This window comes from Nitrospira sp., assembly GCA_029194665.1.
Classification (GTDB): Bacteria; Nitrospirota; Nitrospiria; order Nitrospirales; family Nitrospiraceae; genus Nitrospira_D.
The window spans coordinates 741,750-767,321 of the sequence record JARFXO010000001.1; the positions used below are offsets into that span (position 1 = coordinate 741,750).

Annotated in this window: 28 protein-coding genes; 6 read left to right on the top strand and 22 right to left on the bottom strand. The window is 53.2% G+C overall.

Annotated elements, in window-relative coordinates:
* Positions 1-118: 118 nt before the first annotated feature.
* A complete protein-coding gene (locus P0119_03575) occupies positions 119-1,345 on the top strand; it encodes a hypothetical protein (protein ID MDF0665137.1) in 1,227 nt (408 codons plus the stop codon).
* Positions 1,346-1,442: 97 nt separating this feature from the next.
* Here the strand turns inward: P0119_03575 and P0119_03580 are convergent, their stop codons facing one another.
* The 8 genes from P0119_03580 to P0119_03615 form a co-directional block, all read right to left on the bottom strand.
* Positions 1,443-3,446 carry an OmpA family protein gene (locus P0119_03580; GenBank protein ID MDF0665138.1) on the bottom strand — a complete coding sequence of 668 codons (2,004 nt, stop codon included), beginning with the start codon at positions 3,444-3,446 and terminating at the stop codon, positions 1,443-1,445.
* Between the two features lie 322 nt (positions 3,447-3,768).
* Positions 3,769-4,176 (bottom strand): hypothetical protein, encoded by a 408-nt coding sequence (locus P0119_03585; protein MDF0665139.1) that lies wholly within the window; start codon positions 4,174-4,176, stop codon positions 3,769-3,771.
* A 535-nt stretch (positions 4,177-4,711) separates the two neighbouring features.
* Positions 4,712-4,888 carry a hypothetical protein gene (locus P0119_03590; GenBank protein MDF0665140.1) on the bottom strand — a complete coding sequence of 59 codons (177 nt, stop codon included), beginning with the start codon at positions 4,886-4,888 and terminating at the stop codon, positions 4,712-4,714.
* A 167-nt stretch (positions 4,889-5,055) separates the two neighbouring features.
* Positions 5,056-5,388, bottom strand: coding sequence for a hypothetical protein (locus tag P0119_03595; GenBank protein MDF0665141.1), 333 nt, complete (start codon positions 5,386-5,388; stop codon positions 5,056-5,058).
* A gap of 403 nt (positions 5,389-5,791) precedes the next feature.
* A complete protein-coding gene (locus P0119_03600) occupies positions 5,792-6,478 on the bottom strand; it encodes a hypothetical protein (protein ID MDF0665142.1) in 687 nt (228 codons plus the stop codon).
* A complete protein-coding gene (locus tag P0119_03605; GenBank protein ID MDF0665143.1) occupies positions 6,426-7,166 on the bottom strand; it encodes a peptidoglycan recognition family protein in 741 nt (246 codons plus the stop codon). The genes P0119_03600 and P0119_03605 overlap by 53 nt, the downstream gene beginning before the upstream one ends.
* A 173-nt stretch (positions 7,167-7,339) precedes the next feature.
* Positions 7,340-7,732 (bottom strand): hypothetical protein, encoded by a 393-nt coding sequence (locus P0119_03610; protein MDF0665144.1) that lies wholly within the window; start codon positions 7,730-7,732, stop codon positions 7,340-7,342.
* Positions 7,733-7,858: 126 nt separating this feature from the next.
* Positions 7,859-8,881, bottom strand: a complete 1,023-nt coding sequence (locus P0119_03615; protein ID MDF0665145.1) for a DUF2278 family protein — start codon at positions 8,879-8,881, stop codon at positions 7,859-7,861.
* A gap of 508 nt (positions 8,882-9,389) precedes the next feature.
* On the opposite strand from P0119_03615, the gene P0119_03620 reads away from it, so the two are divergent.
* Together P0119_03620 and P0119_03625 are read left to right on the top strand one after the other, a co-directional pair.
* Positions 9,390-9,572: a hypothetical protein gene (locus P0119_03620; GenBank protein MDF0665146.1), complete on the top strand. Its 183-nt coding sequence runs from the start codon at positions 9,390-9,392 to the stop codon at positions 9,570-9,572.
* Positions 9,573-9,868: 296 nt separating this feature from the next.
* On the top strand, positions 9,869-10,006 hold the full coding sequence (locus P0119_03625) for a hypothetical protein (GenBank protein MDF0665147.1): 138 nt from the start codon (positions 9,869-9,871) through the stop codon (positions 10,004-10,006).
* Positions 10,007-10,723: 717 nt separating this feature from the next.
* Here P0119_03625 and P0119_03630 read toward each other — a convergent pair.
* The 4 genes from P0119_03630 to P0119_03645 form a co-directional block, all read right to left on the bottom strand.
* Positions 10,724-11,383, bottom strand: coding sequence for a hypothetical protein (locus P0119_03630; GenBank protein ID MDF0665148.1), 660 nt, complete (start codon positions 11,381-11,383; stop codon positions 10,724-10,726).
* A gap of 834 nt (positions 11,384-12,217) precedes the next feature.
* A complete protein-coding gene (locus tag P0119_03635) occupies positions 12,218-12,391 on the bottom strand; it encodes a hypothetical protein (GenBank protein ID MDF0665149.1) in 174 nt (57 codons plus the stop codon).
* 600 nt (positions 12,392-12,991) lie between these two features.
* Positions 12,992-13,426 carry a GFA family protein gene (locus P0119_03640; protein MDF0665150.1) on the bottom strand — a complete coding sequence of 145 codons (435 nt, stop codon included), beginning with the start codon at positions 13,424-13,426 and terminating at the stop codon, positions 12,992-12,994.
* Between the two features lie 366 nt (positions 13,427-13,792).
* Complete coding sequence (locus tag P0119_03645; GenBank protein MDF0665151.1) at positions 13,793-14,278, bottom strand: hypothetical protein; 486 nt, start codon at positions 14,276-14,278, stop codon at positions 13,793-13,795.
* Positions 14,279-15,115: 837 nt separating this feature from the next.
* On the opposite strand from P0119_03645, the gene P0119_03650 reads away from it, so the two are divergent.
* Positions 15,116-16,516 carry a pentapeptide repeat-containing protein gene (locus tag P0119_03650; protein MDF0665152.1) on the top strand — a complete coding sequence of 467 codons (1,401 nt, stop codon included), beginning with the start codon at positions 15,116-15,118 and terminating at the stop codon, positions 16,514-16,516.
* Positions 16,517-17,046: 530 nt separating this feature from the next.
* Here P0119_03650 and P0119_03655 read toward each other — a convergent pair.
* From P0119_03655 to P0119_03690, 8 genes are all read right to left on the bottom strand, one after another.
* Positions 17,047-17,247 carry a hypothetical protein gene (locus tag P0119_03655; protein ID MDF0665153.1) on the bottom strand — a complete coding sequence of 67 codons (201 nt, stop codon included), beginning with the start codon at positions 17,245-17,247 and terminating at the stop codon, positions 17,047-17,049.
* 119 nt (positions 17,248-17,366) lie between these two features.
* Positions 17,367-17,603: an XRE family transcriptional regulator gene (locus tag P0119_03660; protein MDF0665154.1), complete on the bottom strand. Its 237-nt coding sequence runs from the start codon at positions 17,601-17,603 to the stop codon at positions 17,367-17,369.
* A gap of 211 nt (positions 17,604-17,814) precedes the next feature.
* On the bottom strand, positions 17,815-18,246 hold the full coding sequence (locus tag P0119_03665; protein MDF0665155.1) for a putative toxin-antitoxin system toxin component, PIN family: 432 nt from the start codon (positions 18,244-18,246) through the stop codon (positions 17,815-17,817).
* On the bottom strand, positions 18,236-18,463 hold the full coding sequence (locus P0119_03670) for a hypothetical protein (GenBank protein MDF0665156.1): 228 nt from the start codon (positions 18,461-18,463) through the stop codon (positions 18,236-18,238). The genes P0119_03665 and P0119_03670 overlap by 11 nt, the downstream gene beginning before the upstream one ends.
* Before the next feature lie 252 nt (positions 18,464-18,715).
* The gene (locus P0119_03675) at positions 18,716-19,009 is read right to left on the bottom strand and encodes an XRE family transcriptional regulator (GenBank protein ID MDF0665157.1); all 294 of its coding nucleotides are present in this window, start codon (positions 19,007-19,009) and stop codon (positions 18,716-18,718) included.
* Positions 19,006-19,329 carry a type II toxin-antitoxin system RelE/ParE family toxin gene (locus tag P0119_03680; protein MDF0665158.1) on the bottom strand — a complete coding sequence of 108 codons (324 nt, stop codon included), beginning with the start codon at positions 19,327-19,329 and terminating at the stop codon, positions 19,006-19,008. Before P0119_03680 ends, P0119_03675 begins: the two co-directional genes overlap by 4 nt.
* 183 nt (positions 19,330-19,512) lie before the next feature.
* Positions 19,513-19,728 (bottom strand): transposase, encoded by a 216-nt coding sequence (locus P0119_03685; protein MDF0665159.1) that lies wholly within the window; start codon positions 19,726-19,728, stop codon positions 19,513-19,515.
* A 456-nt stretch (positions 19,729-20,184) separates the two neighbouring features.
* The gene (locus P0119_03690; GenBank protein MDF0665160.1) at positions 20,185-21,957 is read right to left on the bottom strand and encodes a hypothetical protein; all 1,773 of its coding nucleotides are present in this window, start codon (positions 21,955-21,957) and stop codon (positions 20,185-20,187) included.
* A 77-nt stretch (positions 21,958-22,034) separates the two neighbouring features.
* Here P0119_03690 and P0119_03695 point away from each other — a divergent pair.
* Positions 22,035-22,792 (top strand): IS5 family transposase gene (locus tag P0119_03695; protein MDF0665161.1). Its coding sequence is split into 2 segments (ribosomal slippage): positions 22,035-22,367 and positions 22,370-22,792, totalling 756 coding nucleotides; the frame shifts between segments, so codons are not numbered across the junction.
* A gap of 572 nt (positions 22,793-23,364) precedes the next feature.
* Here P0119_03695 and P0119_03700 read toward each other — a convergent pair.
* Positions 23,365-24,122, bottom strand: a protein-coding gene (locus P0119_03700) for an IS5 family transposase (GenBank protein MDF0665162.1) whose coding sequence is annotated in 2 segments (ribosomal slippage) — positions 23,365-23,787 and positions 23,790-24,122 — 756 coding nt in all. Because the reading frame shifts where the segments join, the coding sequence is not laid out codon by codon here.
* A gap of 395 nt (positions 24,123-24,517) precedes the next feature.
* Entirely contained in the window at positions 24,518-25,114 is a 597-nt protein-coding gene (locus P0119_03705) for a thermonuclease family protein (GenBank protein MDF0665163.1), read from the bottom strand.
* Positions 25,115-25,234: 120 nt separating this feature from the next.
* On the opposite strand from P0119_03705, the gene P0119_03710 reads away from it, so the two are divergent.
* Positions 25,235-25,465 carry a hypothetical protein gene (locus P0119_03710; GenBank protein ID MDF0665164.1) on the top strand — a complete coding sequence of 77 codons (231 nt, stop codon included), beginning with the start codon at positions 25,235-25,237 and terminating at the stop codon, positions 25,463-25,465.
* Positions 25,466-25,572: the final 107 nt, after the last annotated feature.

The following is a 25,572-nucleotide window of genomic DNA, read 5'->3' on the forward strand; positions in this document are numbered from 1 at the left end:
GTCCTTCTTTACTCACTGCTCTCTGGGAATGACCAAATCTCTAAATATAATCCAAGACTTAAGATGACAATCCTGGCTGCTACACTTCAGAAAGACTGGTTAATGGCTGAAATCATACATGAAGCATCCACTATTGGTCGCGAGCCTAGTGGCGTTGTTCTTGGGCATCGTCTCTCAGACCTGGTGCAGCGATGGCTTTTTTCTGAACCCACCACTCTCGCATCGGTCCATCGAATTTCCGACTCCGCAAGCTGGTGACCTCATGTCTGCTCAAGCCGAAGGGCTCCGGATCATCTTCATCTCGCATGTTCAGTACCCCTCGGTTGTGAGTCCTCGCTTGCGAGATCTGACTCCGGAGACCACGCGTCCGCGGATCGAACAACTACTGGCGACAACGACATGGTTCAGCGGGAAGTTAGGGACTGAGGCAGAGGTCGCATACAGTCCGAACGGAGTGGGTGGGACGATCCCGTCGATCATTGGAAATACACAAACCGATGCGTCGGCACGCATGTTCAGGATTGGGCTCAGCGGCGTGGAGGGAAGGCTTCGATATGGAATGACATTTCGTCATGCAGGACAAGGTTTCCTTCTCTCCCCTGATCGAGCCAGCCGCGAAATTTGGAGCGAGTGGAAAACCGAATGGATCACATTCCGGCATGCCGTTGGTCAAACCTGGAACAACGTCGAAGGAGAAGTGACGCGGTCTCGATTGGAGCAAACGTACGGGCAAGTCGGCCTGTTTCTTAGCAAGCCCCTATGGCCGGAACTCAGCGTCACCTATTCGAGAAATTCCCTCAATAGCGCGTTCGAACCGATAGGAGTGGCTCGGCAGCGATCCTCGAACCACACGATTGAAGGTGCCGTGACTCTCCAGCGTCCCGGCTGGGATCTCAGAGTCGCGTCGAGTTATATCCTGGCCAGCGATCTCCTCAGCAGCAACGCCGACAGCAACATCAGGGCTCAATCGATCTTGGTGATTCTTCGGCCGGTCAACCAGCTGACCATCACACCGGTTCTTGCCTATCGCCAAGAGTTTCAACTCTGGTCCGGCGTACGCATCGACAATCCAACCGCTTCTCTTGCGCTCAGTTACCAGCAGAGCCCTCAGCTCCTTCTTAGCGCCGTGGGTAACTATTCGAGCTCTCGTTCCTCTGATGGATTGCTCCACAACGAACACCTCAGGTGGAGAGGCGCGCTGGATTGGTCGTTGCACTCCTCAACCAGGTGGGTGACCAAAATTGGATTTGAAGGCGGTTACAATCGCGTGATCAATCGAGTCGCTCGTCCCGCCGACAGCGAGGATATCTCCGGGCTTATCCGGTTGGGGATTGTGGCTCGCTGATTGCTCGTCATGAGAACACCGGCCCGCTATGGTGAAGAGCTTCTGAAGGACCCTTCCCGGCCCCGATTACGGAGGAACACGATCGGTTCTGTTCCTGTCAATGATGGGTCACCGCCTGAGTGGAGAATCCCCGGAGTTTCTTGCCGGCTTGTGGTTTCGCATCACCTGAATCGCCGCCTTGTTCCGACCATTGAGTAATCACGATTTCCATTCGTCGGTTCTTACTCCGCCCCTTTTCGGTGTCATTCGTCGCGAGAGGTTTAGTGTCCGCGTAGCCAACCGCCGTAACTCGATCGGCCTCAAGCCCTCCAGTGACCAGCGCGTGACTCGTACGTTCGGCCCTTGCACGGGAGAGTTCGCTGTTATCCCGAAAGCCTTTCCGAGAAACGTTTCGGAGGGGCGTGTTGTCGGTATGCCCAGCAACCTCTATGCTCTGGTAACGAAAACCATGCAAGACGGTTCCGACGCGCTCAAGCAACGAGGTGCCTCCCAGCGTGACTGTGGCGTCACCAGGGGTGAATAGTTCACTAGCCGCAAACGCAAGGGTCAATTTGTTGCCTCGCTGTCTCAAGGCCACATTGCCCTTCTTGAGTTCGGGCTGTAACAGGTTCGCAAGGCTATCACTCATCTTGCCGAGGTCGCTGCTTAATAAGGCTTCTGCATCCTCTGCGACCGAGGGGTTAGACGGCGGCAGACTGGCCACCGAGAGGTTATCCTCGATCGATTGCGGAGGAAATGAGTTTTTCTCGACAAGGCTCTCCTCTTGAGGGTGAGTGGGCTCGGCCGGTTTGGAGGATTTGCGCTCGAGGTCCGCCAACAATTGCTTCGTATGTGCGAGTTCCGCCTCTCTCGCCATGAGTTGGGGATTGAGGGCTGCCAGCTTTTGTGTGACTTGCTTGAGGTCGTCCTTGGCCTGGGCGAGTTCCTGGTCTTTCCCCGCCGTCTGTTGTTCAGCCTCGGTGACGCGACGTTTGGCCTGGGCGAGTTCCTGGTCTTTCCCCGCCAGCTGTTGTTCAACTTCAGCTACACGCCGCTTGCTCTGGTCCAGCTCTCGTTCTTTCCCCACCGTCTGCTGTTCAGCTTCGGTGGCCCGGCGTTTGGCCTGGGCCGGTTCCTGGTCTTTTCCCGCTGTCTGTTGTTCCGCCTCGGCGGCGCGACGTTTGGTCTGGGCGAGTTCCTGGTCTTTCCCCGCCAGCTGTTGTTCCGCCTCGGTGACGCGACGTTTGGCCTGGGCGAGTTCCTGGTCTTTCCCCGTCGTCTGTTGCTCAGCTTCGGTGATGCGGCGTTTGGCCTGGGCGAGTTCCTGGTCTTTCCCCGTCGTCTGTTGCTCAGCTTCGGTGATGCGGCGTTTGGTCTGGGCGAGTTCCTGGTCTTTCCCCGCCAGCTGTTGTTCAACTTCAGCTATACGCCGCTTGCTCTGGTCCAGCTCTCGTTCTTTCCTCGCCGTCTGTTGTTCCGCCTCGGTGGCGCGACGTTTGGCCTGGGCGAGTTCCTGGTCTTTCCCCGTCGTCTGTTGCTCAGCTTCGGTGATGCGACGTTTGGTCTGGGCGAGTTCCTGGTCTTTCCCCGCCAGCTGTTGTTCAACTTCAGCTACACGCCGCTTGCTCTGGTCCAGCTCTCGTTCTTTCCTCGCCGTCTGTTGTTCAGCTTCGGCGACGCGACGTTTGGCCTGATTCAATTCGTGCCCTTTCCCGGCCGCCATGTGTTGTTCGATTTCAGAGATACGGTGCTTGGCTTGGTTGAGCTCCTCGGTTTGTGCTGCAAGATCTTCGCGAAACTTCTTGGAGTTCTCGTGGGCGCTGGATCTCAGGGCCGCGATCTCATTTTCCTTGGCATGGAGCTGGAGAATGAGCTCACCGATCCGTCGCTTTGCATTCTCCAGATTGCCGGCAGCAAGTTGCTGCTCAAGCTCATCGATTCTTTGGTAGGCCTGCTGGAGTTGGTTCCTCACCACGCGCAATTCTTCTTGTGACGACCGGCCTTCTGAATCCGAGTTCAGAGCGATCGACTGAATCGACTGAACAGTCGCGATCGAAACCGGCACGGTTTCGCATAACATGACGATGAATACGAGAGCGAAGGCGGATACCTTGATGATCATGTCTCACTCACAAGTAAGGTGCGGTGGCCATTCGATAAATTCCCCCACGCCATCGGACTTCAATAGGCCTGTGTGTATTTGAAATCCGTCAATGAAGCACAGGCGGAAACACCTGAGTTGAACCCTAACCCGATGTCGGCGCTTTCCCCTCTTCATGAATGGAAAAAGACAAGGAGAAGAGGATCCTATCGTCTTCCTGATTCACTTTGCAACGGGGCAGTGAAGCTGTTCGCTCTTATACCGATCGTTGTCTGCGTGTGCCGCATGGCGGCGGCGAGATCCAGCACAGCGGCGAACCGAACGAGATGAGTCGCTGCCCGCGTTACTCGAAGGGATAGAGCGGATCTTTGCTCAAGGGCCGTTTCTCTCGTTCGATGAAACTTGCCGAACAATGATAGCCTTCATGATTCAAGAATGGGAAAATAAACATCAAGATATTCGCTTCTACCTGTAAGTCGTCGGGCACCAATCGCACGTTTTTCTCGCGCGCAGCCAGTTTCAGATTGAGCAGACAGCCCTCTTCCGAGTATCCACTTGCGGTAATCCTTCGAGAAGCGTCGGGTCCTCCTCCGGGAGGCTTATCAACGTGAGAAGTGCAGGCGACGAGAAACAGGGGAACGACGACGGTAAGCACTACGAAAAAGCGTTTCACGACCACCTCGAGAAATCTGTAGGTGCCGATCGGATTACAGATTTCAAGGAACGAGACGCGTGCGATTTGATGAAGCACCTCATCGTGGTTGAACGGTCTGCGTTCAAAGGTGATTGAATTCGCCGGATTGTCGAGGAAAGGCGAGAAGGGTGTGAAGAAACAGACGGAGAGCTCTGAATTTCAAGATCATCGTCACTCCGTTGCATGGACCTTGGGACGCGGGAAACAACGTTCAAATACTGGTCCCCATCTTCTGTGGATAACCTTGTGAGCAAGTCTGTTTCTTGACCAAATCATGCGCAAGGGACGTGTCGATTCATCAAACTGCCTATTTTTTAGGCGTCCGCACTATGTCAGAAGCGCCCCCAGTAATAGTGGTTCGTATCGTTCTCCCAGACATTTTCATGCATTCCCTGCACGGTGCGCCCGACGTCCACAAACGAGTCGTTGGTCGAACAACCAGGTGCATGGCTATCCACAACTACGAGAACTTTCTGTGGATCGCAGCCCAGGAGATACGTCTAGAGCGTTGTTTCTAATCTGTCAAGAGCCGGTCGGAAAGGAAAGCAGCCCCGCCGGTGAAGCAGGTAGGGCCGAAGGACTGCGGGCGGCGCTACTGTTTTCGGTAAACATTGATCCCGACCTTCTCTTGGCGATTCGGAATGGTGACGTTCCCTTCCGTCGAAGCAATGATGATGGTCTTGCCCGTCGAAGAAGGACCGAACTCCTTTGAGAGGTCCACTCTGATCGTCAATACAGATCCTTCGACGCTCATCTCAATGTTTTTCATGATTGCGTCCTTTCAGCTGCACACATGGTGATTACTTTGGCTCTCAACGACGATCCAATCTCTGATCACGAAATTGGCCGAAGGGTTCTGCCAATACCGAGCCCCTGGACGAGGTTCATGATCCAGCGCCATTTGAGAAGGGACATCTCTCTCATAGCATCAGGGAGTCAGCGAGCGAAGGTTGTGCCGGCGAGTTTCTTTGTAATGCCAGGTAAATGGTTTTGGGCATCGCCACCTTGAAAGCTGAAGGTCAGCAAAAAACCAGAACATTGCGTGTATCCGGTGCCGCCGGGGCCTTTGCCGTTTCGAAAATCACCGACGACCATGTCACCTCCCGTACAAATCGGGAAGGCCGTTCTCTTGAACGCGGGGTTCTGCAAGTACAGGGCCATCATCTGTTTGATCTCCGCCGCTGTTTCGGTTTGTTTGTCGATGTGCACATACACCGACAGCGCTTGACCGTTAGGCCATTGCCAGGCGCAGCCATCACCCGTACCCATCCTGGACTGGACGGCTGATAACGCAGGAGATACGAGCATACTGCAGACCTGTGTTGCCATGGGATTCTGAGCGTGCACGGGTGATGCCCAGAACAATCCACAGATGGCGATGAAATTCCTCAGTTTCAAGTTACGTATCTCAAGTTACGCTTTCTTGGAACAACACACCCGCTGCAACGAGGGCCGTGTCGTACCGGCGACCCTTCAAGTTGGCGAAAGGTGGATTGTAGTCGCACCGCTGTGTCTATTCAATGGCCTGTCCCAAGACGCAGCCGGTGACTTGGAGGATTGAAAAGGAGAGCCAAGAGCACAAGACCTTGGGTCGCATTGGATGCCGAAAGTCATCATAGCTGCACACTCGCCTACAACTGGAGCTGTCGGCAGTGAGGGTCATGTCGGTCGTCTACTGGTGCGGAATCAGCGTGACGGTTTCGGTTCGACGTTCGTTGTTGCGTATGTCGGTTACGCGTAGGATGACCTCATGCGGCCGTGGTCCCCAGCTTTCAAACGTGACATGGACAGCCGAATTGCGCTCCGTACGGGGCACGACTAAACTTTTCCCAGATTCAATATCGTAACCCTTCACCAGACGATAGCCGCTCGCCGGCAAGTAGTCATATGCAAGCGTTCGGCCATCGGCTGTCCAATGGAAGGCCACCACGTCTCCCTCCGTCACGACGTCGATTTCTCGTACCATCATGGTCGCAAGATCCAGAAGGCCGATCAGGTTGTGATGTCCCGCAGCAGAGAAGGCTGCGTATCGTCCGTCCGGTGACACACGAACGAGCTCGAACCGCTGCAGGCGGTAAGACAGACCAGGCGCGACCGTGGATTCGGTCGGCAAACGTTGAAGCAGAATTTGAGAGGGAGTTGTCCGATCAGCGTGAATCACCAGAATGGCTTGTCGGTCGGGCGTCAATTGCACAGAGGGGTAAGCCGATACAGGCTTGGCACCGCAGGCTAGTACGAAGCTGCCTACGAGAAGAAGACCTAGGACGGAACGGGTGCGACGATCGATACGGGCTACCGTATAGATCTCAGAGTCCAGGAATCGGCCGATCGGTTGCTCCTGCCCAGAAGTAATTATCATCGGAGTCCTTATACCAATGGGCATTGCCGTTGACGGTCATTCCGTTGCTCGTCCAACCTTGATACTTGAGTGTGCGTCCCTTTTTGATCGTTCGGACCGCCGCCGTTTCGGTGGTGGGAGCCAGTTCGCGAATGTTCAGGTCGGCGCGTGCCTTCACAATGCCCGGTTTCTTGATGAAATTGAACGTGCGCGGATCACGTTGGAACTCATTGGCCATGTCGACGAGCTTGTCGAGATCGACGTCGAATCCTGGACATGTCTTATCCGAGCGGATTTCTCGATGGCCGATGATGTGATCGCGGTCGCAGGGGATAGCCCACCGTCGGGAAATCTCATCAATCAACCGCGCGCTGGCGTCATACAACGCATCGGACCAGAGTGTATCGACCCGTCCTTCATGTTCAATGCCGATCGTATACAAATTCGGATTGAGTTCGGGTTTCAACAGGCGCCAAGTCGGAGCGACGATTCGACCGGCATGCCAAGCCTGATCACTTTCGCCTACGTACTGATGAACCTGTCCCTCCTTCCCGATCCCATAGTGGGCGGAGACTCCTGACTCCTCATTTGAAAACCAGGCGTCGGTGCCCCTGAGCGTGCCTTCCATGATATGGATCACGATCGCTTCGGGTCTGAAGCCCTCTCGTCCCTTGTCTCTATTCGGACTCCCGATCCACTGAATAGGCATCCTACCCCCGGATGTGTTCCTGATTATGCAGACCCTATGAAACAGGCGAGGCTAGTTCCCCTTCCAAACTCGGCTCGAAACTCATTCTCACGAGAGCGCCATAACCCCATGCCCCAGTGTGCGAAAAGTTTCCCTAGTCACTTCGCAATGAGACCAGGTTGAGTAACTTATCGTCAGGACACGATAAACTGCGCGGTCCCCCTCAGATAAACTGCGGAATAAAGTTGTTGCGGTCCTGGTGGTGGTCCTGCAATCGTCGTGGGGGCCGTTGAGGTAATTCCGAGCACCTTAATCCGAGTTCCGCTCGATTGAGTCATCACCGTTACAATGGGTACAATCAAAGAGAAGGTGACAGTGCGTAAGTCCGGGATGGTCTCGAGCGTGACAGTGACGATTTCTCCAATGGCACTGTTCTCGATAAGAATTTCTTCGCCCCTGAAGGAACGGCTGAGCGTGTTATCGCGATAACTGAAAATGGGGCCTCCTAAAATACTTGTGGTTGAATAGGTTACCTGAATCGTCCCGCTGCTGAGCTCGAATAGGTTGGCGCGTGTAAATCCTTCCATGATGATACCCTCCATAACAATAAGGTATTGGTAGTTGTTTTCGCGGCCATTCGTGGCATGGCCCGCTGTTGAGAGTAATTTGCATCAGCAATTCGTCGCGACACGGCCTGTGTCTGTCGCAATCTCCTAGAATACGATCGTCCATCCTTCTTTTTGTGCCTGCTGGGCGGTATACGAGACGCCGTCCACTTTCAAGCCCTTGTTGTTCAGCAGAGTAATGATCCCGCCCTTGTTTCCCAATTGAACGTCCTGGGGCAGTGTAACAACAAGCGTGGCACCGGGACCTATGACTCCGGAGAGACTGTGACTCTTTTTGAGCCGATCGGCGATCTTCCATCCCCTCAGGTCGATCGATTCCGGTGATGTGTTGAGCAACGTGACCGTTTCCTGTTCCGGCGCAGGACCGACAGGATTCACCATCGCGCCGACGATTCTGACGAGATGATCAGGTTCTGTAGGACCGGGCTGCGGTCCCGGTCCGGGGTTCGACACGTCGGGACTGGTATGACCGGTGCGATCATCGGTATGCCAGGCTTGAGACTGAAAGGCCAGGAAGACCGCCACCCATTGATGAGAACTAGGAAATGCAAACATCAAGGCTCCATCCTGCCACACTCCATCATCACCGGTATGGGGTGGAACATTCCCCTGATTCATGTGGATGTCGTGAATACCATTGCCCGGGGTGAAGCGGAACACTTTGTCGGGTACCTGTTCCTCCGGGCCCCACCGTTGGCCGAAGGCGTAGATCTGCGCATCCGGTTCCTGGATCGCTCGGGCGACATAGTGCTCGATCTGGTCGCTCAAATCGTTATTTGGACCGGGCACATTTGGAGGGAGGAGTCTCATGTCCAGGCGATTGAACAGATTGCCACGAATAAAATCGAGCGCCGGGCCTCCAGGCTGACTCTGCAACGATGTGAATCCGACGGGCAATCCCGGTAGAGAGGCTGTAATTGAGTGTTGGAAATTGTCGTCGAGCAAAAACAGCAACTCTGACGGGCTGAGCTGGGATTTCACATTCACCGCAATTCGGTACTGGACTGCCCCCGCTTGGATATGAACCTGGTAATGTGGAGACTTGGGCTCGGTTTCTCGCTTGGCGCCAATGGCTTTGCCTTTGAGCACCCCATATTTTTTTAAGGGCATCCGTCACCTCCGTTGTCGTGTCGTCCTACAATTCAATGATCAAGTGTGAAATTGACAGGGCCCGCTCAGGTTGTATCGCGATCGGCATGCAATGACCGGACCTTCATGGATAGGCCTGTCGCTTCAGTGGATTGAAGAAGTTCCGCGCGGTCTGTTTACCTGGGACTGTATCCATACCGATACGGATAGAATCTTATTCGATACAGTGACAGAGGGTAGGAGTGAGCAGTTTGATACTGGAAGAGCGACAATTCCCTTTACTTTTCCAAGAAAGATGAACTCCACGTGAGCCAATGCCAATAGCGGGATGAGCGGTTCAAGGTCGGTCCTTCTCGGTCGAGCGAGCTGCTCGTTTCAGCGCGGAGGCAAACTGCTGAAGCTTGTGGACCTGACGGAATCGTGTTCGATAGATAACTGTAAGTTTTCCTGCAGCAGCCTTCGAGTGACATCGCGTTTGTAGCGTTCGATGACAGGGTCCGGAGGCAGCGTCGTCGGGTGATCGTCGACCATGAAACGGGGTGGATCAGTTGACTTCATCCATGTGCCGGCTCCACTACCTGGTCAATCCTCGGAATACCACATGCAGGTCTATGAAGTGCAGGACGGTCAAACGGGCATCGCTGGGGCACTCCGACCACGATGGTCTCTCAAAAATCAGCTGAAAGACTGGCATGCACAGGACAAGATGTGACTTCACTTGCATGATCCAGAATCGTGGAGTAAGAAAACCGCAATGACTCCTGAAACTGCCCTGTGAACGGCGAGCGCGAAAAGATGACGGTGGATCGTCAGGCAGGCCTCGCCTTGCCTCACGAAATGTTTGATCGCAAGGCACGACCCCAATCCTCACTGTCGATAATCCGCAAGTACGTGCCGTCGATGGAGATACGATTTGTGTTGGAGGCGAGCGCATCAGGCTTCGTGGGATCGACACGCCCGAACTGAGTGAAATTCGACGGTCTAGCAGTTAAGCGCTAACTGGAGGAGTTGCTGCACAACGGCCCGATTCGCATCGGGCCGTATGGCCGGGATGCCTACAATCGGCTCCTGGCCAAGGTGTTCGCGAACGAGCAAGATGGGGAGGAGACGTTGATCCAAGAAGCATACGAAAAGCCGCGATCATAGAAACTCTGATCCCGCCTCGTTGAAACACCAGTGCAAGCGATCCATCGTGAGCCCAAGGTTGGCAGAAAAGGTACCGACCTTTTAATAAGGATGACGCCCTACGAGAAAGTCGCCGCCATGATCGATCGTCGCTAGGATGGAATCGCTGCCTACGGCGAGCCCGAGAACAAGGTCTCGCTCGCTTTGGTCGAGGGACTCAACAATACAAACCGCCTCATCCAACGTCGAGCATACGGACTGCGCGACGAAGAATATCTGCGCTCGAAGGTACTTAGATGCATGCTTCTCGCGCTCCAAAAACCTTGAAAGCTACCCACTCGATTTCCTGATGAGCCAGAATAATTTAGCGATGCTGTACGAGCATCCCTCCATGATGTTTGATGGCCAATATGCCCTCTCAGTGCACAACGTGTCGTAGTACCATTCTCATCACCAGCTGATACACAATCCGTTCTAATTGGATCGCCCCTTCTCTTGGCTCTGTCTACGTCGACCTCACAATGTGCCCGGCGAAGTACATCTTCTATGCACGCGCATTCAATGGTGGTGCATGAAACCATGGTGATTGTTATGGCGGCCAAGGCCCAACCCCAGCTCCCCGCCTTAATTAAGGAACATTGTCTTGTTCGCGGATGCAGCATAACGCGTATCGTGTTTCGCTGCGCTTCAGTCGCGCTGAATCCGATAGATCGCATACGTGATTTAGGTCTGCCGCAGTCAAGGTTGCCCGCATGCCTTCCCATTCACGGTGACTACATCTGTGACTCGCCCTGTTAGTTCAAGAGTTTTGTTCACGAGCGTAATGCCCTGCGACCCTACAACCTTGAGGCGACCTACGTTTGTCTGAATGGCGTTTGTAACTTGCGGCAGGGTGACACCCGTAAAATCACTCTTTGCTTCAGTCAACAAGTCTGCCCCTTCGTTCACTAAGTGTTTGCCATTTCGGACACCACCCTCAAGTGTTACACCGGCCGTCGTCAAATATCCACCGGCCTTCTCTAGATTCTTAAGCTTTTGGCAATCTGGGGTTGAGGAGTTACCCTCAACTTCCGTGACTAATTGGTCGAGCTCTTTGTTTACATCGGTGAACATGCCGTTCGTCACAGCAAAGCCGGCATATACGATTGATGATTCTTTGAGGAAGGTATCGAAGTTCTGTTTTCCGGTCACGAGATACTTGATCTTCTCTTTCTTAACGTAATCGCGGTCGGTATCCGCGAGTGGCTTGAAATCCTTGTTGACATCGACAATCGTAAGATCCCTTTCCTTAGGTTGCTCAAATGCTCCCATCCCTGGCAGCGGCATGCCTTCCATCCCACTACAGCCATGGAGCACGAGCAGCAGGCTTGCGCATATCACAAGATCTTTGTTGTTCACAGTGCACCTCCTCAAGAAATGGTTACGCTTGACGGTCGACGTTTCCTCTCGATACTGACCAAGATCAGCACAAGTGCTGCTGAGCATGATCGTTATCTGTCTTACCCTGGGCACGGAGATATCGCCTTCCTTAACAGCCGCATTTTAGGATTCAGAGGCTCCTTAGCACGACCGTGAAAGCAGGTTATGCCAAGCGCCTACACCTTTCATTTGCGAGAATTTCAGCCTTTCTGAGTAAGACGCACACAGGCATTTCTTGTGCCACGTATATACACGTACGTACATGACAAAAGGCCTGGTACTTCGATAGCCTAGGGAAAGTGCTTTGGACTTGGACAGGCTGTGTCTGTATCTAAATAGATACTACGGTGGATCGGATTAGATACAGCAGGTGTTGGAGGAGATGACTACTGATTGGTGCTGGTCAACTGACCGGGCAAATTTGTCTTGAAGGAGCTTCATGAAGGATACGCTGCCAAGAGACCGTCAGCGTGGGAGCCCGTTGAGCTGCGATCTTCATGCTACTTAAAACCACAGCCTCCAGGACCGCGACTTCTCGTGTCCCTCCATGATCAACGTCTCCGCCACGTTCCGTTCGTTCACAAACACATACATCGACCAGGAGGCGATTGTAGAGGTCCCGGCCAAGCGGCTCGATACGGATTGAGCCGCTTGGCAGCAACCCTTCCGTCCGCATGCTCTCTCCGAAGCCCGCCCCCAGGTGGAGTGCTCTCGCCTGACGAAATCGCCATTCCAAACGTATCATAGGAGAATCGCCGGAAGACCAATCTGCCGAAAAGAGGCGAGGGCGATCGCAAGATTGCTGACCTCTGCCTATGGCAGCACCACAATCGCCAGCTCGCCGCCGAAGGATTGGAGCAGCAGTAATACTGCGCCTAGAAACAGCGTAATGACGGCGGGCCAGATCATCGATAGAGCACCGAGAACTAGGACGAATGTGATCACCACCAACGGCCGCTGGACGAGATGATTTTTAACACTGATCATGAGATCCTCCATGAGATCCGTTTTGCCCGGGTTACGCCTCCAACACAAATCGTATCGCCATCCACCGCGAGCCTTTGCAACGCACTCAGCGCTACCCCTCCTACATCAACATCTCCCCGACATTCTGTTCGTTCACGAACACATCGATCACGAAAGCACGTTCTGCGCCACGCGTCTTCTAAACGAAAAGTTAAGTATTCCAACGGTCTGAGCGAACTGTTTCAAAGTTGGACAGCGCTCATCTGTATCTGAATGGATTCCAGGTGGATCGGATCGGATTCAGGCGAGATTGAGGATCGGGCCGTTACGTAGTAATCTTCCAACGGCTGCTTGGTCGCCAAACCGTGGAGCTCACTCAGTGCGGGTTTGCCGATGTGACGGATCTGATGCGTTGAGCTGTGGGAAAAGCTCTCTCCTCATGTGACCGGTGTCTTGGAGACGGTTCACCGCATTTGCCAAGACTGGTCAAGATACATGGTTCTGTTCGCTGGACACCTGTTCCTCACGGATCGTTTCCAGCTAGTGAGCCTGCTCGGGTATCAAGAGACCAGCCTTGCGGTTGCAGTTCGCCATTCCTGATGGTTTGAAATCCCGACAGACTCATTCGGGTACGCTGACGCCTGAGCCTCCCATTTCTTTTGGCAAGTCCTTCATTTTTGGCAGCCCGTCCTTTATTCGCAGCTTCGTCTCCTCATAGTTCACATGGATGCCGGCCTGGTAGGGAAAGTCCGGAATAACAGCCGCATACACATCGGTGAGTCCCCACGTGGGATGTTCGGTAAAGACATGGCCTCCACAGGTCCTGCACCATTTGCGATAACTGAGCGGCGTCTTGCTGTACGTGCCGATGTTCTCTGCTCCCTGCGTGATTCGCACCGAGTCGGGCTTCCACAATGTGAAGGCGTTGACCGGCGCAGCCGACCAAATTCGACAAGACTCACAGTGGCAATATCCCATTGCGGCCGGCTCTCCGCTGACGGTGAAGCGAACCGCGCCGCAAAAGCAGCTTCCTTGGTACACGTTCTCGTTGCTCATGGTGTCTCTCCTTGGTGGTGTGGGTTGGCTTGCTTATACCGGTGTGACGGCGGTTCTTTCCCGCGATTTGGATCGAGAATTGAGATTTAGCTACAAATCCACTCGCATTGTGGATTGTCTCATCCGCAGAAGTAAAGATGATGGTGGGGAACTCTTACTCGAATCGTGGAGGAAGAAAACCAGAATGGCTCTTGAAGCTCTCCTGGAAACGCGGAGCGCGAAAAGATGAACGGTGAATTGCCAGGCAGGCCTCGCCTTGTTTCACGAAATGTGTGATCGCAGGACGCGACCCGAATTCAGAAATTCAGACGGAAATGTATGACAAAAGAGTCCCGACCTCCTTACTGCAACCCAGGATGGTTGATGCTACTCACCGGACGCTTCCTCCTCACGAATGGCTTCCAGCTCGGCAAGCGCATCGAAGTCTTTGGGGCGGCCGGCTGCACGCTTAACTTCGATCAATCTGGACAAGGTGATGCATCGGCAGGAAACACCAAATAGGTCGATGTCAATCGTATGAGGGAGCAGGTCTTCATAGCGCCCACCTCCGGTAATTTCTCCCAACAAATCCAAGGCACCCAGGTCCGTGATCAGAGTGAAGTTGAGCCCTCGCTGGAGGGTTTGGACATCGAGCTGAAACGGCAAGCCTTCGGGAGCACCGCGCAGATAGGGATGGTGAGGTGCCAGACATGAAGCAAGGCGGTCGAGATTCTGTCGCGATCGGCCGTAGACGATATCCAAATCAACCGTCAGTCGGGAAGATCCATGGGCGGTCGCGGCGGCTCCTCCGACGAGGATGAACTCTACCTGAGCTCTCGCCAATAATCGGACGAGCGTTTCAAAGTCGGTCATTCTTGGGCGAGCGAGGCGCTCGTTTCAGCGCGGAGGCGAACTGCTGAAGCTTTTGAAGTTGACGGAATCTCTGTTCGACGGATAACTTTAAATTTTCCCGTATCAGCGTGCGATCGACATCGCGCTTGTAGCGTTCGATGACGGGGTCCGGAGGGAGCGTCGACGATTGTTCGTGACTCATGAAGAGAAGTGTAGCATTTGACCCCATCCAGGTGCTAGCTCAGCTGTGCTCTGGTCAATGCTTGGAATACCCAAATGCAGGTCCATGAGTCGCGAGAGGCACCAACGGGCCCCGCTGGGTCGCTCTGCTCACAATGACCTCTCAAGTTTATTCCCACGACCCGCAGCAGATGAAAAACAGGCATGCATAGAACAAGATGTGACCCCACCTTTTGATTATTCAAGACGCGACCATAACAGAAATTCAGACGGAAATGCATGACCAAAGACTCCCGACCTTTTTTTAACCATTTTTCTAGGCCTGCGCAACCGGGTGGCCTGACTCGCGTACCAAGCGCACCGCTTCTGCTTTGAACGCCGCCGTAGATGACCGTCGTGTTGTCGTGCTTATGCTGTCCTCCGATTTCCTCAGTTTCCCACTTATGAAGGTGTCTGTGAAATCGGGGGAAGGTCATCCGACCATGGATAGTTAGCCGCAACCTTCTCGATTTTGAAATAAGTTACGCGTATCCTGGGGGCAAAAGCACCTCTCTTCCATTCTAGATTTCTCCTATCGAGGGGGCAGTCAGCGGATAGTTACGCTCTACGACACTTCCTGCAGTTCAAGGGTAACCATCGAACAAATGCCAAGTGTAGATGCTTACACGTAACCACAAGATGATTCTTGTAGTCCTTGCCACCCTAGTCCTGGTTCAGACTATCGCATTGATCGCTCACTTGTGGCCAAAGTTAGGAAATAGGCTGCCCTTCTCTCGTCCGAACTGCGATGATCAATATGATGGTCAATATAAGGGTGGTACTAAACCTTCTGACAGCGCAATCAAGCAGATGCTTGAAAAGCATTCTCACTGGCTCCAAATATACTCAACCAAAGAATTGAGGCTGACCACAGAGGCCCTCCAAGACAGCAGAAGGGCAAACTTGTGTGGTGCTGACCTATCGGCGCTGCCAGCAGGAATTTTTAAACGCGCTGATCTCACAGGCGCCAATTTGACTTTAGCGAACTTTTCCAGAGTCAATCTGTCTGGTGCTATTTTGGATGAAGTTGACTTTGGCGGAGCAAATTTCGCCGAGGCGATCATGGACTTCGTGAAGCTGGAAGGAGTGATCACGGCTTGCCCGGGATGGCAGATAGGGGACCCGTACTGCTCAAACTTTCAGGCAGCAAGTCTACGGAGTGCGAAGATTGCTGGGATTTTATGGGGTATTAGTCTTCACAAAGCTATTCTTGAATTTGCGGATTTGAGAGGTTCGAGTCTGTTGGATGTAGACTTAAGTGACGCCTACTTACAAGCAGCCAAGCTAAGCCATTCGTCCTTTATTGACGTGAACTTCACAGCAGCAGATCTAAGAAGCGTCGACCTCGAAGGATCGTTATTGACGAGAGTCAATTTCTCTCGCGCCAAATTCCAGCCCTGGAATGTTAGCGACTCTATGCTAATTAGTTCAGAAGGCCTATCCACTATAGAATTTGACGATCCTAGGAATCTGGTGAAACTACGAAACCGGTCGAAGGAGTTTGGACTGCGCAACGAACAGAAAGCGTTAACGGCAGCCTTGAGAAAGTTCGCAACAGACAAAGACACGCCCTTTGAACGTTTTCTTCAAGCATGGATCTTTGGGGGCTGGATAACAGATTATGGAGCGAAACCCATACACAGCATTGTTGGACTGATTATTCTAACTCCGATTTTTGGCGTATTTTATTACATTGGTCTCCTGCGGAATTCTCTTTCAAGCAATATATGGAAAATATGGCGTACCGAAAACGTTAATGGCATCGCCAATAGGTCATTAAGAATAACGGAAGGTTTAGGAGAACCTAGCGGACAATACTTTTTGCTTTTCTGTTGGAGCTGTTATTTTAGTTTGTTGTCAGCATTCCATATCGGTTGGCGAGACTTGAATGTCGGCTCATGGATTTCCAGATTGCAATTTGACGATTACACGTTACGTGCAACGGGTTGGATCCGCGCTGTTTCAGGAGTGCAGTCCCTTATCAGCGTTTATCTGCTTGCACTCTGGCTCCTGACACATTTTGGATCTCCGTTTGAGTGAGTGCTTCACAACCTATTCTCAGTATCCCTACAAAAGTAATCGCTCCCTCTTGAATGGCCCCGGTCTCCAGTATGTTGGAGATGGCCAACTCTTCGAGCGACATGCTGTCACGTTTGGGGACGGTCGTTACTCATAATTCCTTCATGCGAGCGCTCCGATGTATTTACTGAAACCATAATAAGGGGTCGGATACCCTTGGTGACATCTTGACACGACGGATCGCTTGCACTCGTGTTTCAACGATGGGGATCAGAGTCTCTAGGACCGAGACTTTTCATAGCCCTCCTGGATTACATCTCCGCCACATTCTGTTCGTTCACGAACACATGGATCACGAAAGCACTTTGTGCGCCATGCGCAGTTTAAGCGCAAAGCCAGTAATTCCCACAATCTGAGCGAAGTGTTTCAAAGTGGGACGGCGTGCATCTGTATCTGAACGGATAACAGATGGATCGGATTGGATTCAGGGGATGTTAGAGGATTAGGACAAATCAAGGGTTCCCGGATCCCTGAGCTGCTTCTGGCAACTGTCAGCCGGCTTTCGCTCGCTGATCTTCCCGCTCAGGTAACGTCGCGATGACTGAGCGAAGGAATGTATTGACGGCATCTGAAGAACGAAAAACTGAGGCGGCATCCGGATCGAGGATGACCGCGATGGCGCCTTGCTTCAGGCGAGACATAAACCGGTTCGGTTTCGCCTTCGCATAGTTGAAGCGGTATTCGGCCCGCATCTCATCCGTGGATCTGCGTTGGCGTTAATGAGGGATGGGTTTCTTCATAATCTTGCCGTTCCAGTTTGGTGGCCTTTCGGGCGCCGCTTGGCCGTCGGGCTTTGAAAGGAAGCGTTCAGCTATGCGGCCAACTTGACTGCCACAGTCAGACCGGCCTTGGCGCAGAGGCCCACCAGGTAGTCGAGGGAAAGCTTGTCCACCTTGTTACACGCGATCTCGGAGATGCGCGGTTGAACCACCCCAAGGCATTTGGCCGCCTGTGCCTGGGTCAATCCTTCCCGAGTCATCCACTTGCGTAATGCCTCCGCAATCTCGCAGCGCAGCAGCATATCAGATGGATCAACTTGGCATGACACGCAAAAACCTTGAGGCACTACTCATCGGGTGCGCACAGGTGTCGAAAATTCTGACCAAGAATCGAAGCTTATCCTTGGAGATGATCAGTCGTCTGGATAGAAATTACGTATATCGCTCGAAAGCCCCATGAGAAGCGGCCGTCGCCCAAATGTGTCTTTCCGTATTCACCAAGAACCGTTCGCGGGCTGCGGTCGGCCTGCACGCCGTTTGTTAGACATCTTCCTCTCTACTAGTGGTCGCCAAGAATTCGGATGCCGTCCCTATGACTATCCCACGAAATGGATTTAACGACAGTAAGTCGTTGTCCCCGCTGATCAGATAGGCAGCCCCTCCACTGACTGCCAACTCCAGAAACTTATCATCCTTGGCATCGCGACAGATCCGTATCTCTGCTGAGGGCTCCATGAAGGTCGCTCGCTCTACAAAGGCTTCCAAGAATTCTTCGCGTTCAGCAGCAGTCACGTAGCGATCGAACTTCTCCCGTTGGAGCACCTCGGCCAACTCCTCTAGCGTCACGGGCGAGCTGAGAACCTCTCCCTGTTTCAGAGCACGACGAAACGCTAGCCCTGGGGTGGAGTGGTCAAATAACAAGGCGCTTATCAGAGTGTTCGTATCGAAGACGTACCGTGGGCTACCGCTCATTCAAAATGGATTTCAGAATTTCTGGCGTCAACCCCCGCTCTTGGGCTTTGCGGGTCAGATCACTCATGATGACTTCCAAGGGTCGTTTCGCGCGCGTTACTTCCGAAAGTTTCAGACTGAGCAGGGCATCAAGCTTTCGCTGTTGTTCGGCGGGCGCTGTCTCGTAGGCAGATGCTGCTTCAGGGCTGACGCGAATGGTAATGGTCTTTGTTTCCATACTCGCCACCTTCCAGCCTCATTAGTCTCTTGTCACTATACACTGGCGTCTTTGTTTTGCGAAGCGTCTCATATTGAGTAGACGGACCGGCATAGCTCCGTTACCGCAGCGAAGAGCTCAACCTTTGGACCAGCGCATCTGCTGGGCTCCGCACACCTTTTCTACACGTTTAACACGTGCGCATAGATCATGGCCATCTACGAGGACATTCCCGATGTTCTTCGGATGGTGCCATCGCCATTTCCTAGCCTACTACGCTGCCAATTTGACCGAAACTGTTACGCCGGCTTTGGCACAGAGGCCCACCAGGTAGTCGAGGGAAAGCTTGTCCACCTTGTTACACGCGATCTCGGAGATGCGCGGTTGAACCACACTAAGGCGTTTGGCCGCCTGTGCCTGGGTCAATCCTTCGCGGGTCATCCACTTGCGTAATGCCTCCGCAAGCTCGCAACGCAGCAGCATAACGGCCGCCTCGTGTGGAGGAAATCCCAAATCAAGAAACACATTACCGCTGCCTCGTGTGATGCGTACGCGTGCTTTTTTCATAACTCCTCCGCGATGAACTTGTAGCGCCTCGCTGCCAGATCTATGTCCGCCTTCGCGGTCTCTCGTGTCTTCTTCCGGAAAGCATGTAGTACGTAGACGGCGTCATCGAATTTGGCCACGTAGATCACGCGGAATGAACCGGCTTCGTCCCGCACACGGATTTCGTAAGCCCCGGCTCCGACGCCCGGCATCGGCTTGAAGTCCGACGGCGTTCGCCCGGCTTGCACCATGAAGAGCTCGTGTCCCGCCCGCCGTCGTGCTGCCTCCGGGAAGTGTGCCAAATCTTTGCGAGCCGTGCCGACGAAGTACGCGGCCTTCATGCGGGGTGATTATACGAATAGTCGTATGGTGATGCAAGAGAAGTTGTTGACCTATCGCGTGTAGGTCGCTGGTGTGGGAAAGCGACGAGGCTGTCTTTGCCGGATTCTGTCAGATACATCTTGAGACAAAATAGGGACTTGCGTCCCGCGACTCGGCTTCCCCCTCCCTATGATCGCGGCTTTTCATATCCCTCCAGGATCAATGTCTCCGCCACGTTCTGTTCGTTCCATCAGATAGTAGGCGTGACAGCGCCAGCCGAAGCGATCGATGACGTGGGCCAGCCTGTCTAGGAAGAGCGTGCCGTCTCGATCGTCGAGCACGATGGCCTGCCGGGCGTTACCGCGACTCGTGACATGGTAGACGGCACCGGGATATTCAAGGCGGAGGGGTCGTGCCATAGCAGGGAACCATACCAGAGTCAGTGTTCTGCTGTAAGACCTGACCCTCAATCCTAGGCGTTTTTGATCGCGCAAGGTGTGATCGCAACACGCGACTATAATCTTCACTCTCCTGGTCGTTCGAGAGAAACCTTGGATCAGAACTGATGCGGCTCGCATCGAAGTCGATACAGTGCTAATGGAGAGGGGGTTACCACTGCGGGTTGGGGCATCGTGTGCGGGAGTGCGTGCTGCAGATCTGAGGCAAGCGTAGACTCCAGAAACAATTCCCGGTGCCGTTTCTTCCCCTCAAGCATGAGGCGGAGGGTCTCATGCACACAACAAGATGTGACGGACTTGTGGTCCGCAGAGACGCCCAAGGATCCGAATCGCCGACGGTCGGGCCGGCCCCTTGACAGTGACAGCCGTTTTTCATAGGTGGCACCAGCCTTGACCTTGCGTTCTGCTTCACTAGAGCTATGTGATGGGCCTCGTTTGACGGAATTCTTCGTTCAAATGTAGATCGGCCCATCCCATGGGAAGCACTAGCTCAGGATTTTGCGAAGTGTTGAGAAGTAGGCATTCTTCAAACACTGGATGCAGAGCGTATTGAAGCGAGGGGTATAAGTCTCTCCCTAATTTATCACTAAGCAACCTGCCCTCATTGAAAGAAAAGGCATGGCGGTAGGCAGATAACTTGTCAGCTGTTGTATAATCTAGAATAATTCCAAGAGCGCCAATGTTGTAGAGTTGTTCGACCTTCCACTCCAAGTTGGCTGGAGCAATTTCCTGCGTTGACATATCAAATCGGAGTGGGTCAAGCCGTTTTTTTAGGCCATTCCAGGACAAAACCTGTGGCGCATGGCGGAAGGCCGAAATAACCTGCCGCAAATTTCGAAAAGAGTCTTCAAACTCTTTGATGAATTCATCTTCAACGATGAACCGCGTGGATCCTGCAATTACTTGTCTCACAAATTCAGTAGGCATCTGACGCTTTGCACGCTCGTAAGGTCGAAAAGCTGTGAGTAGAGCAGCAAAATAGAAAAGGACATCCCTTGGTCGCCAAAATGTATGACGAAGCACGTACGAGAATAGAGGAAGCCTGTACTTACGAGAGCCAAAATGGAAATCAAGTTGGTCAGGAAATTGAGGGAACCCTCGGCGCATGACATCGCTAAACCTGTCTTCGAGAAGACGACCGCGAGGGTCTGGTACTTTAGCTAGCAGAGCCAATCTCTTGCGGATCAGCGCGGACAGTTCCATTCCTGACCATTCTACAGCGGCAAAACGGTGTCGATATTGATATCGGTCGCGATCTTCCACACGGAGTGCAATGAAACGGTCGTAAGGTATGGCAATGCAGAAGTCCGAGACGTCATAGATTTTCCCGCCAGATAGCCTAGCAGGTCCCTTGTTCAACACCGTCTGCAATAGTGCCAGTAAAATTTCAAGTTCAAAGTCATTTTGATCTCGCGAAGTGTGTCCGTGGCTTGTGAAGTAGCCGGTCATGGTGTCGAATCCATCAACTGTTATTAATATTCTTCCATTTGAAGCGGTGATTTGATTGAGAGCTGTGGCGATAATAGCCGCGCACTTTGGGCCGAGGACAAAGTCACGAAATTTGCTCGGCGTAAAGCTAGCAACTTTAGCTGGTAGGGCCAAAGGCGAAAGTGCAGCATGGGTACGCGGTCCAACAAAATCGAGGAGTTTGCGCAATGAATAGGCGAACAGGGATTTCGTTATAACCGCAGTCCTTTCTGTTTCGTCAATGATTGAATCGACTGGGGTGTCGACAAGTTGCAGCAGTAGACGTCGAAGGTGGGATCGTTCTGGGAGTGATTCACGTAACTCCCATGCACAAATCAGATGCAGAAAGGCATCCCACACGAGTTGGTAACTGTAAAGAGGGGAAAATGTCTTTGCTAGTTCTTCGAACTGTTCCATCCTGCTCGAGAGTTCATTGAAGCAAAGTGTCAGGGGAAGTTGTTCGAAATCGATCCGAACGACAGCCATTGGAGGTCGGTTAGAGAGGAGAGGAAGAACGTGTGTGATCGTGGATTTTCCTGAACCTTTCCTTCCGACAAGAAAGCTAACTTCACGATCACGAACTTTAAGAAAGGTGGATGTCTTCACAATACAGTCGTGCAGGTACCTTTGATTTTCGTTTTTGTCCCATGCAGACTTAGTATCTCGGAAGAGAAATGATTCGAAGAGTTTACGTTCGTGCTCGCGGAAGCTAGGGCGTGTCATCAATTAATTTTCTCGATTCACAGAGCCATCGTGTTGTGATTTACTCCGTCCCAGACCAAAGGAGGGGTCTGCGGATGGTGAGACGGTATGGATTGCGTGATGACCAATGGGAGAAGATCGAGCATCTGCTGCCTGGTCGTGAAGAGACGGTGGGCGTGACGGCGAAGGACAACCGGCTGTTTGTGGAAGCGGTGTTGTACCGGTATCGCGCGGGGATCCCGTGGCGGGATCTGCCGGAGCGGTTCGGAGATTTCCGAGTGATCCACACACGCCATACGCGCTGGAGTCGACGCGGCGTCTGGAAGCGGGTGTTTGAACGTCTTGCTGACGATCCTGACAACGAATACGCGATGATCGATTCCACCATCGTTCGTGCCCACCAGCACAGCGCTGGTGCAAAAGGGGGCACCACGCGCAGGAAGCCATCGGACGCAGCAAGGGTGGCCTGACCACCAAAATCCACGCCACCTGTGATGCGTTGGGTAACCCAACGGGGTTTCATCTCACCCCAGGGCAGGCGCATGACCTGGAGGGCGCCGATGTCTTGCTACCCGGCATTGACGCGGATACCATCATTGCCGATAAGGCCTTTGATGCCGATGAACGGGTGATCCAGCCGCTGCAACGAGCGGGCAAGGTCGTGGTCATTCCCCCCAAAGCCAACAGAACCACCCCCCGCGAATACGATCAAGACCTCTACCGAGCCCGGCATCTGATTGAGAACTTCTTCGCCAGACTCAAGCAATTCCGCGCCATCGCCACCCGCTACGACAAACGCGCCGCCAATTTCCTCGGTGCCATCTATCTCGCTGCTTCAATGACATGGCTTAATTGATGACACGCCCTAGCCCGTTTAGTCTCGACGATAGCAGCGGTTCGTGAGATTAGCCCAGTGCAGAAATCTCTCAAACGGTTTCGCATGTTGTTTCGTAATGCGTACTTGTGGCCATTTCCTCGGACGTAAAGCCATCCCAGGTCTCCAGCGATGAGTGGCTTCAGCTCAGAAGGACAGGAATTCTCATGAGTGCCGGAGAAAATAATTGGAAAACTCAAGAAGTTCCGCCCGTAGGCCTTCTTCTCTTCTGCTTCCTGCAATCGATCATAGATCCGCCTATACTCATCATAAACCCCACATTTGGTGTGTTCGACTATACGCGCCCGATAATTCGGTGTTAGAAGGACGACGATTGCGTCTGCGTCGTCCACTTTCTGCTTTATGAATGAGTTGAGGTTTGCCCCGATTCCTGCGTCTAAGTGCGTTCGATCGACAATTACATCGAAGAGGTTTCCCCCAGCGTACTGTAAGGCATCAACAAATGCAGGAAGACGACCTTGATCTGGTGGATTATCAGCGTGGCAGTACGATACAAACACTTGTAGTTTCATCTAGAACTCTAGGGCGTGTCATCAATTAAGCCATGTCATTGAAGCAGCGAGATAGATGGCACCGAGGAAATTGGCGGCGCGTTTGTCGTAGCGGGTGGCGATGGCGCGGAATTGCTTGAGTCTGGCGAAGAAGTTCTCAATCAGATGCCGGGCTCGGTAGAGGTCTTGATCGTATTCGCGGGGGGTGGTTCTGTTGGCTTTGGGGGGAATGACCACGACCTTGCCCGCTCGTTGCAGCGGCTGGATCACCCGTTCATCGGCATCAAAGGCCTTATCGGCAATGATGGTATCCGCGTCAATGCCGGGTAGCAAGACATCGGCGCCCTCCAGGTCATGCGCCTGCCCTGGGGTGAGATGAAACCCCGTTGGGTTACCCAACGCATCACAGGTGGCGTGGATTTTGGTGGTCAGGCCACCCTTGCTGCGTCCGATGGCTTCCTGCGCGTGGTGCCCCCTTTTGCACCAGCGCTGTGCTGGTGGGCACGAACGATGGTGGAATCGATCATCGCGTATTCGTTGTCAGGATCGTCAGCAAGACGTTCAAACACCCGCTTCCAGACGCCGCGTCGACTCCAGCGCGTATGGCGTGTGTGGATCACTCGGAAATCTCCGAACCGCTCCGGCAGATCCCGCCACGGGATCCCCGCGCGATACCGGTACAACACCGCTTCCACAAACAGCCGGTTGTCCTTCGCCGTCACGCCCACCGTCTCTTCACGACCAGGCAGCAGATGCTCGATCTTCTCCCATTGGTCATCACGCAATCCATACCGTCTCACCATCCGCAGACCCCTCCTTTGGTCTGGGACGGAGTAAATCACAACACGATGGCTCTGTGAATCGAGAAAATTAATTGATGACACGCCCTAGTTATTCCCATTTTTACTACTGTGAGCCGATAGGCCTTTACCTAAAAGTGTTTGAGTGAGCTTGCGAAAAGACATAAGTGCGCATGGAACAAAGTTTGGGACGCTATAATCTTCGCATCCGAAATCTCTGTCAAGAGCTAACTATAGTAAAAGTACGGTCATACGTTTAGGACTAATACGTTTTAAGCATTACCCTAGGGCTGGATACGTTTGGTTCCATCCCTCGTTGGCCTTGCGATTAGAATTCACGGGACTTACGACGGATCGCCAACACCTCACGTTTCAACGATGAGGGTTCGGAGCCTCTATGACCTCGGCTTCTCGTATCCCTCTTGGATCAACGTCTCCGCGACATTCTGTTCGTTCACAAACACATCGGCCAGGAGGCGATTGTAGACATCGCGGCCATGCGGCACGATGCGAATCGGGCCGTTGCGCAGGAGTTCTTCTAGGCGTTGTTTGGCTGCTGGCCCCGCGAGTTCGCTCATTTCTGGCGTGTCGATACCGCGAAGTCTGATCCGCTCGCCTCCAACACGAATCGTATCGCCATCGACGGCACGTACTTGCAGATTGCTCAACACCTTCATCTCGTGTCTCGACCGGGCCCGAAGAGTGGAAAGCCGGGACTGTTTGTGCGGAGGATCGAGCTTGTACCGTCCTTTGGGATAGCGTTGGGGTCGGCTGTCCGGGGGACGTTTGTGGCGTGGTTGCTTGTATGTGGGAAGGCGATCAGGATCCTGGTCATTGGGCGAGGGATACCAGCAGAGATCACATTGCTGGTTGAGAGTGGATCCGAGGGTGGATTTCTGGAGGGATTCTGCCGAGGCGTCGGGCGGTGATAGGACAAACCACGCCCAGCCGATGAGCAACCATGCCGTAACGATTCTTGAACTCCAGCTCATGACATTTCGCAGACGCAGGTGTCGTGCCAGGTTCCGATCGATTGACAACGTGCAAAACGGCATGCTGCAATGCGACGGTGCATCGAATCGGACTTCTGTTGATTCACGGAGGGTTATGTCATGGATATGATGGGAAAGGTGGGGCTGGTCGAAATTCCTGTGTTGATCGCCCCTGATCAGAAAGCTTGGATGGATCGCATGATTAAGGAAGGGAAAATCGCCATCCCGCCCGGCGGAACATTGGAAAAAGGGTCGCTCTATTCCATGTTTATCCGCATGTTGCTGCACAACGCGATGGAAGAACAGAAGCGGCAGGAGGCGCTAGAGGAAGAAGACGAGGACGACGAATAAGGAATCATCGAGTGTCAGTCGTCAAAGCAGGCGAGGTTTCTGGGGGAACAACTCTGTATCTAAACTGATATCAATCTGTATCTTGGAAGATACAGCTACCTGCGTCC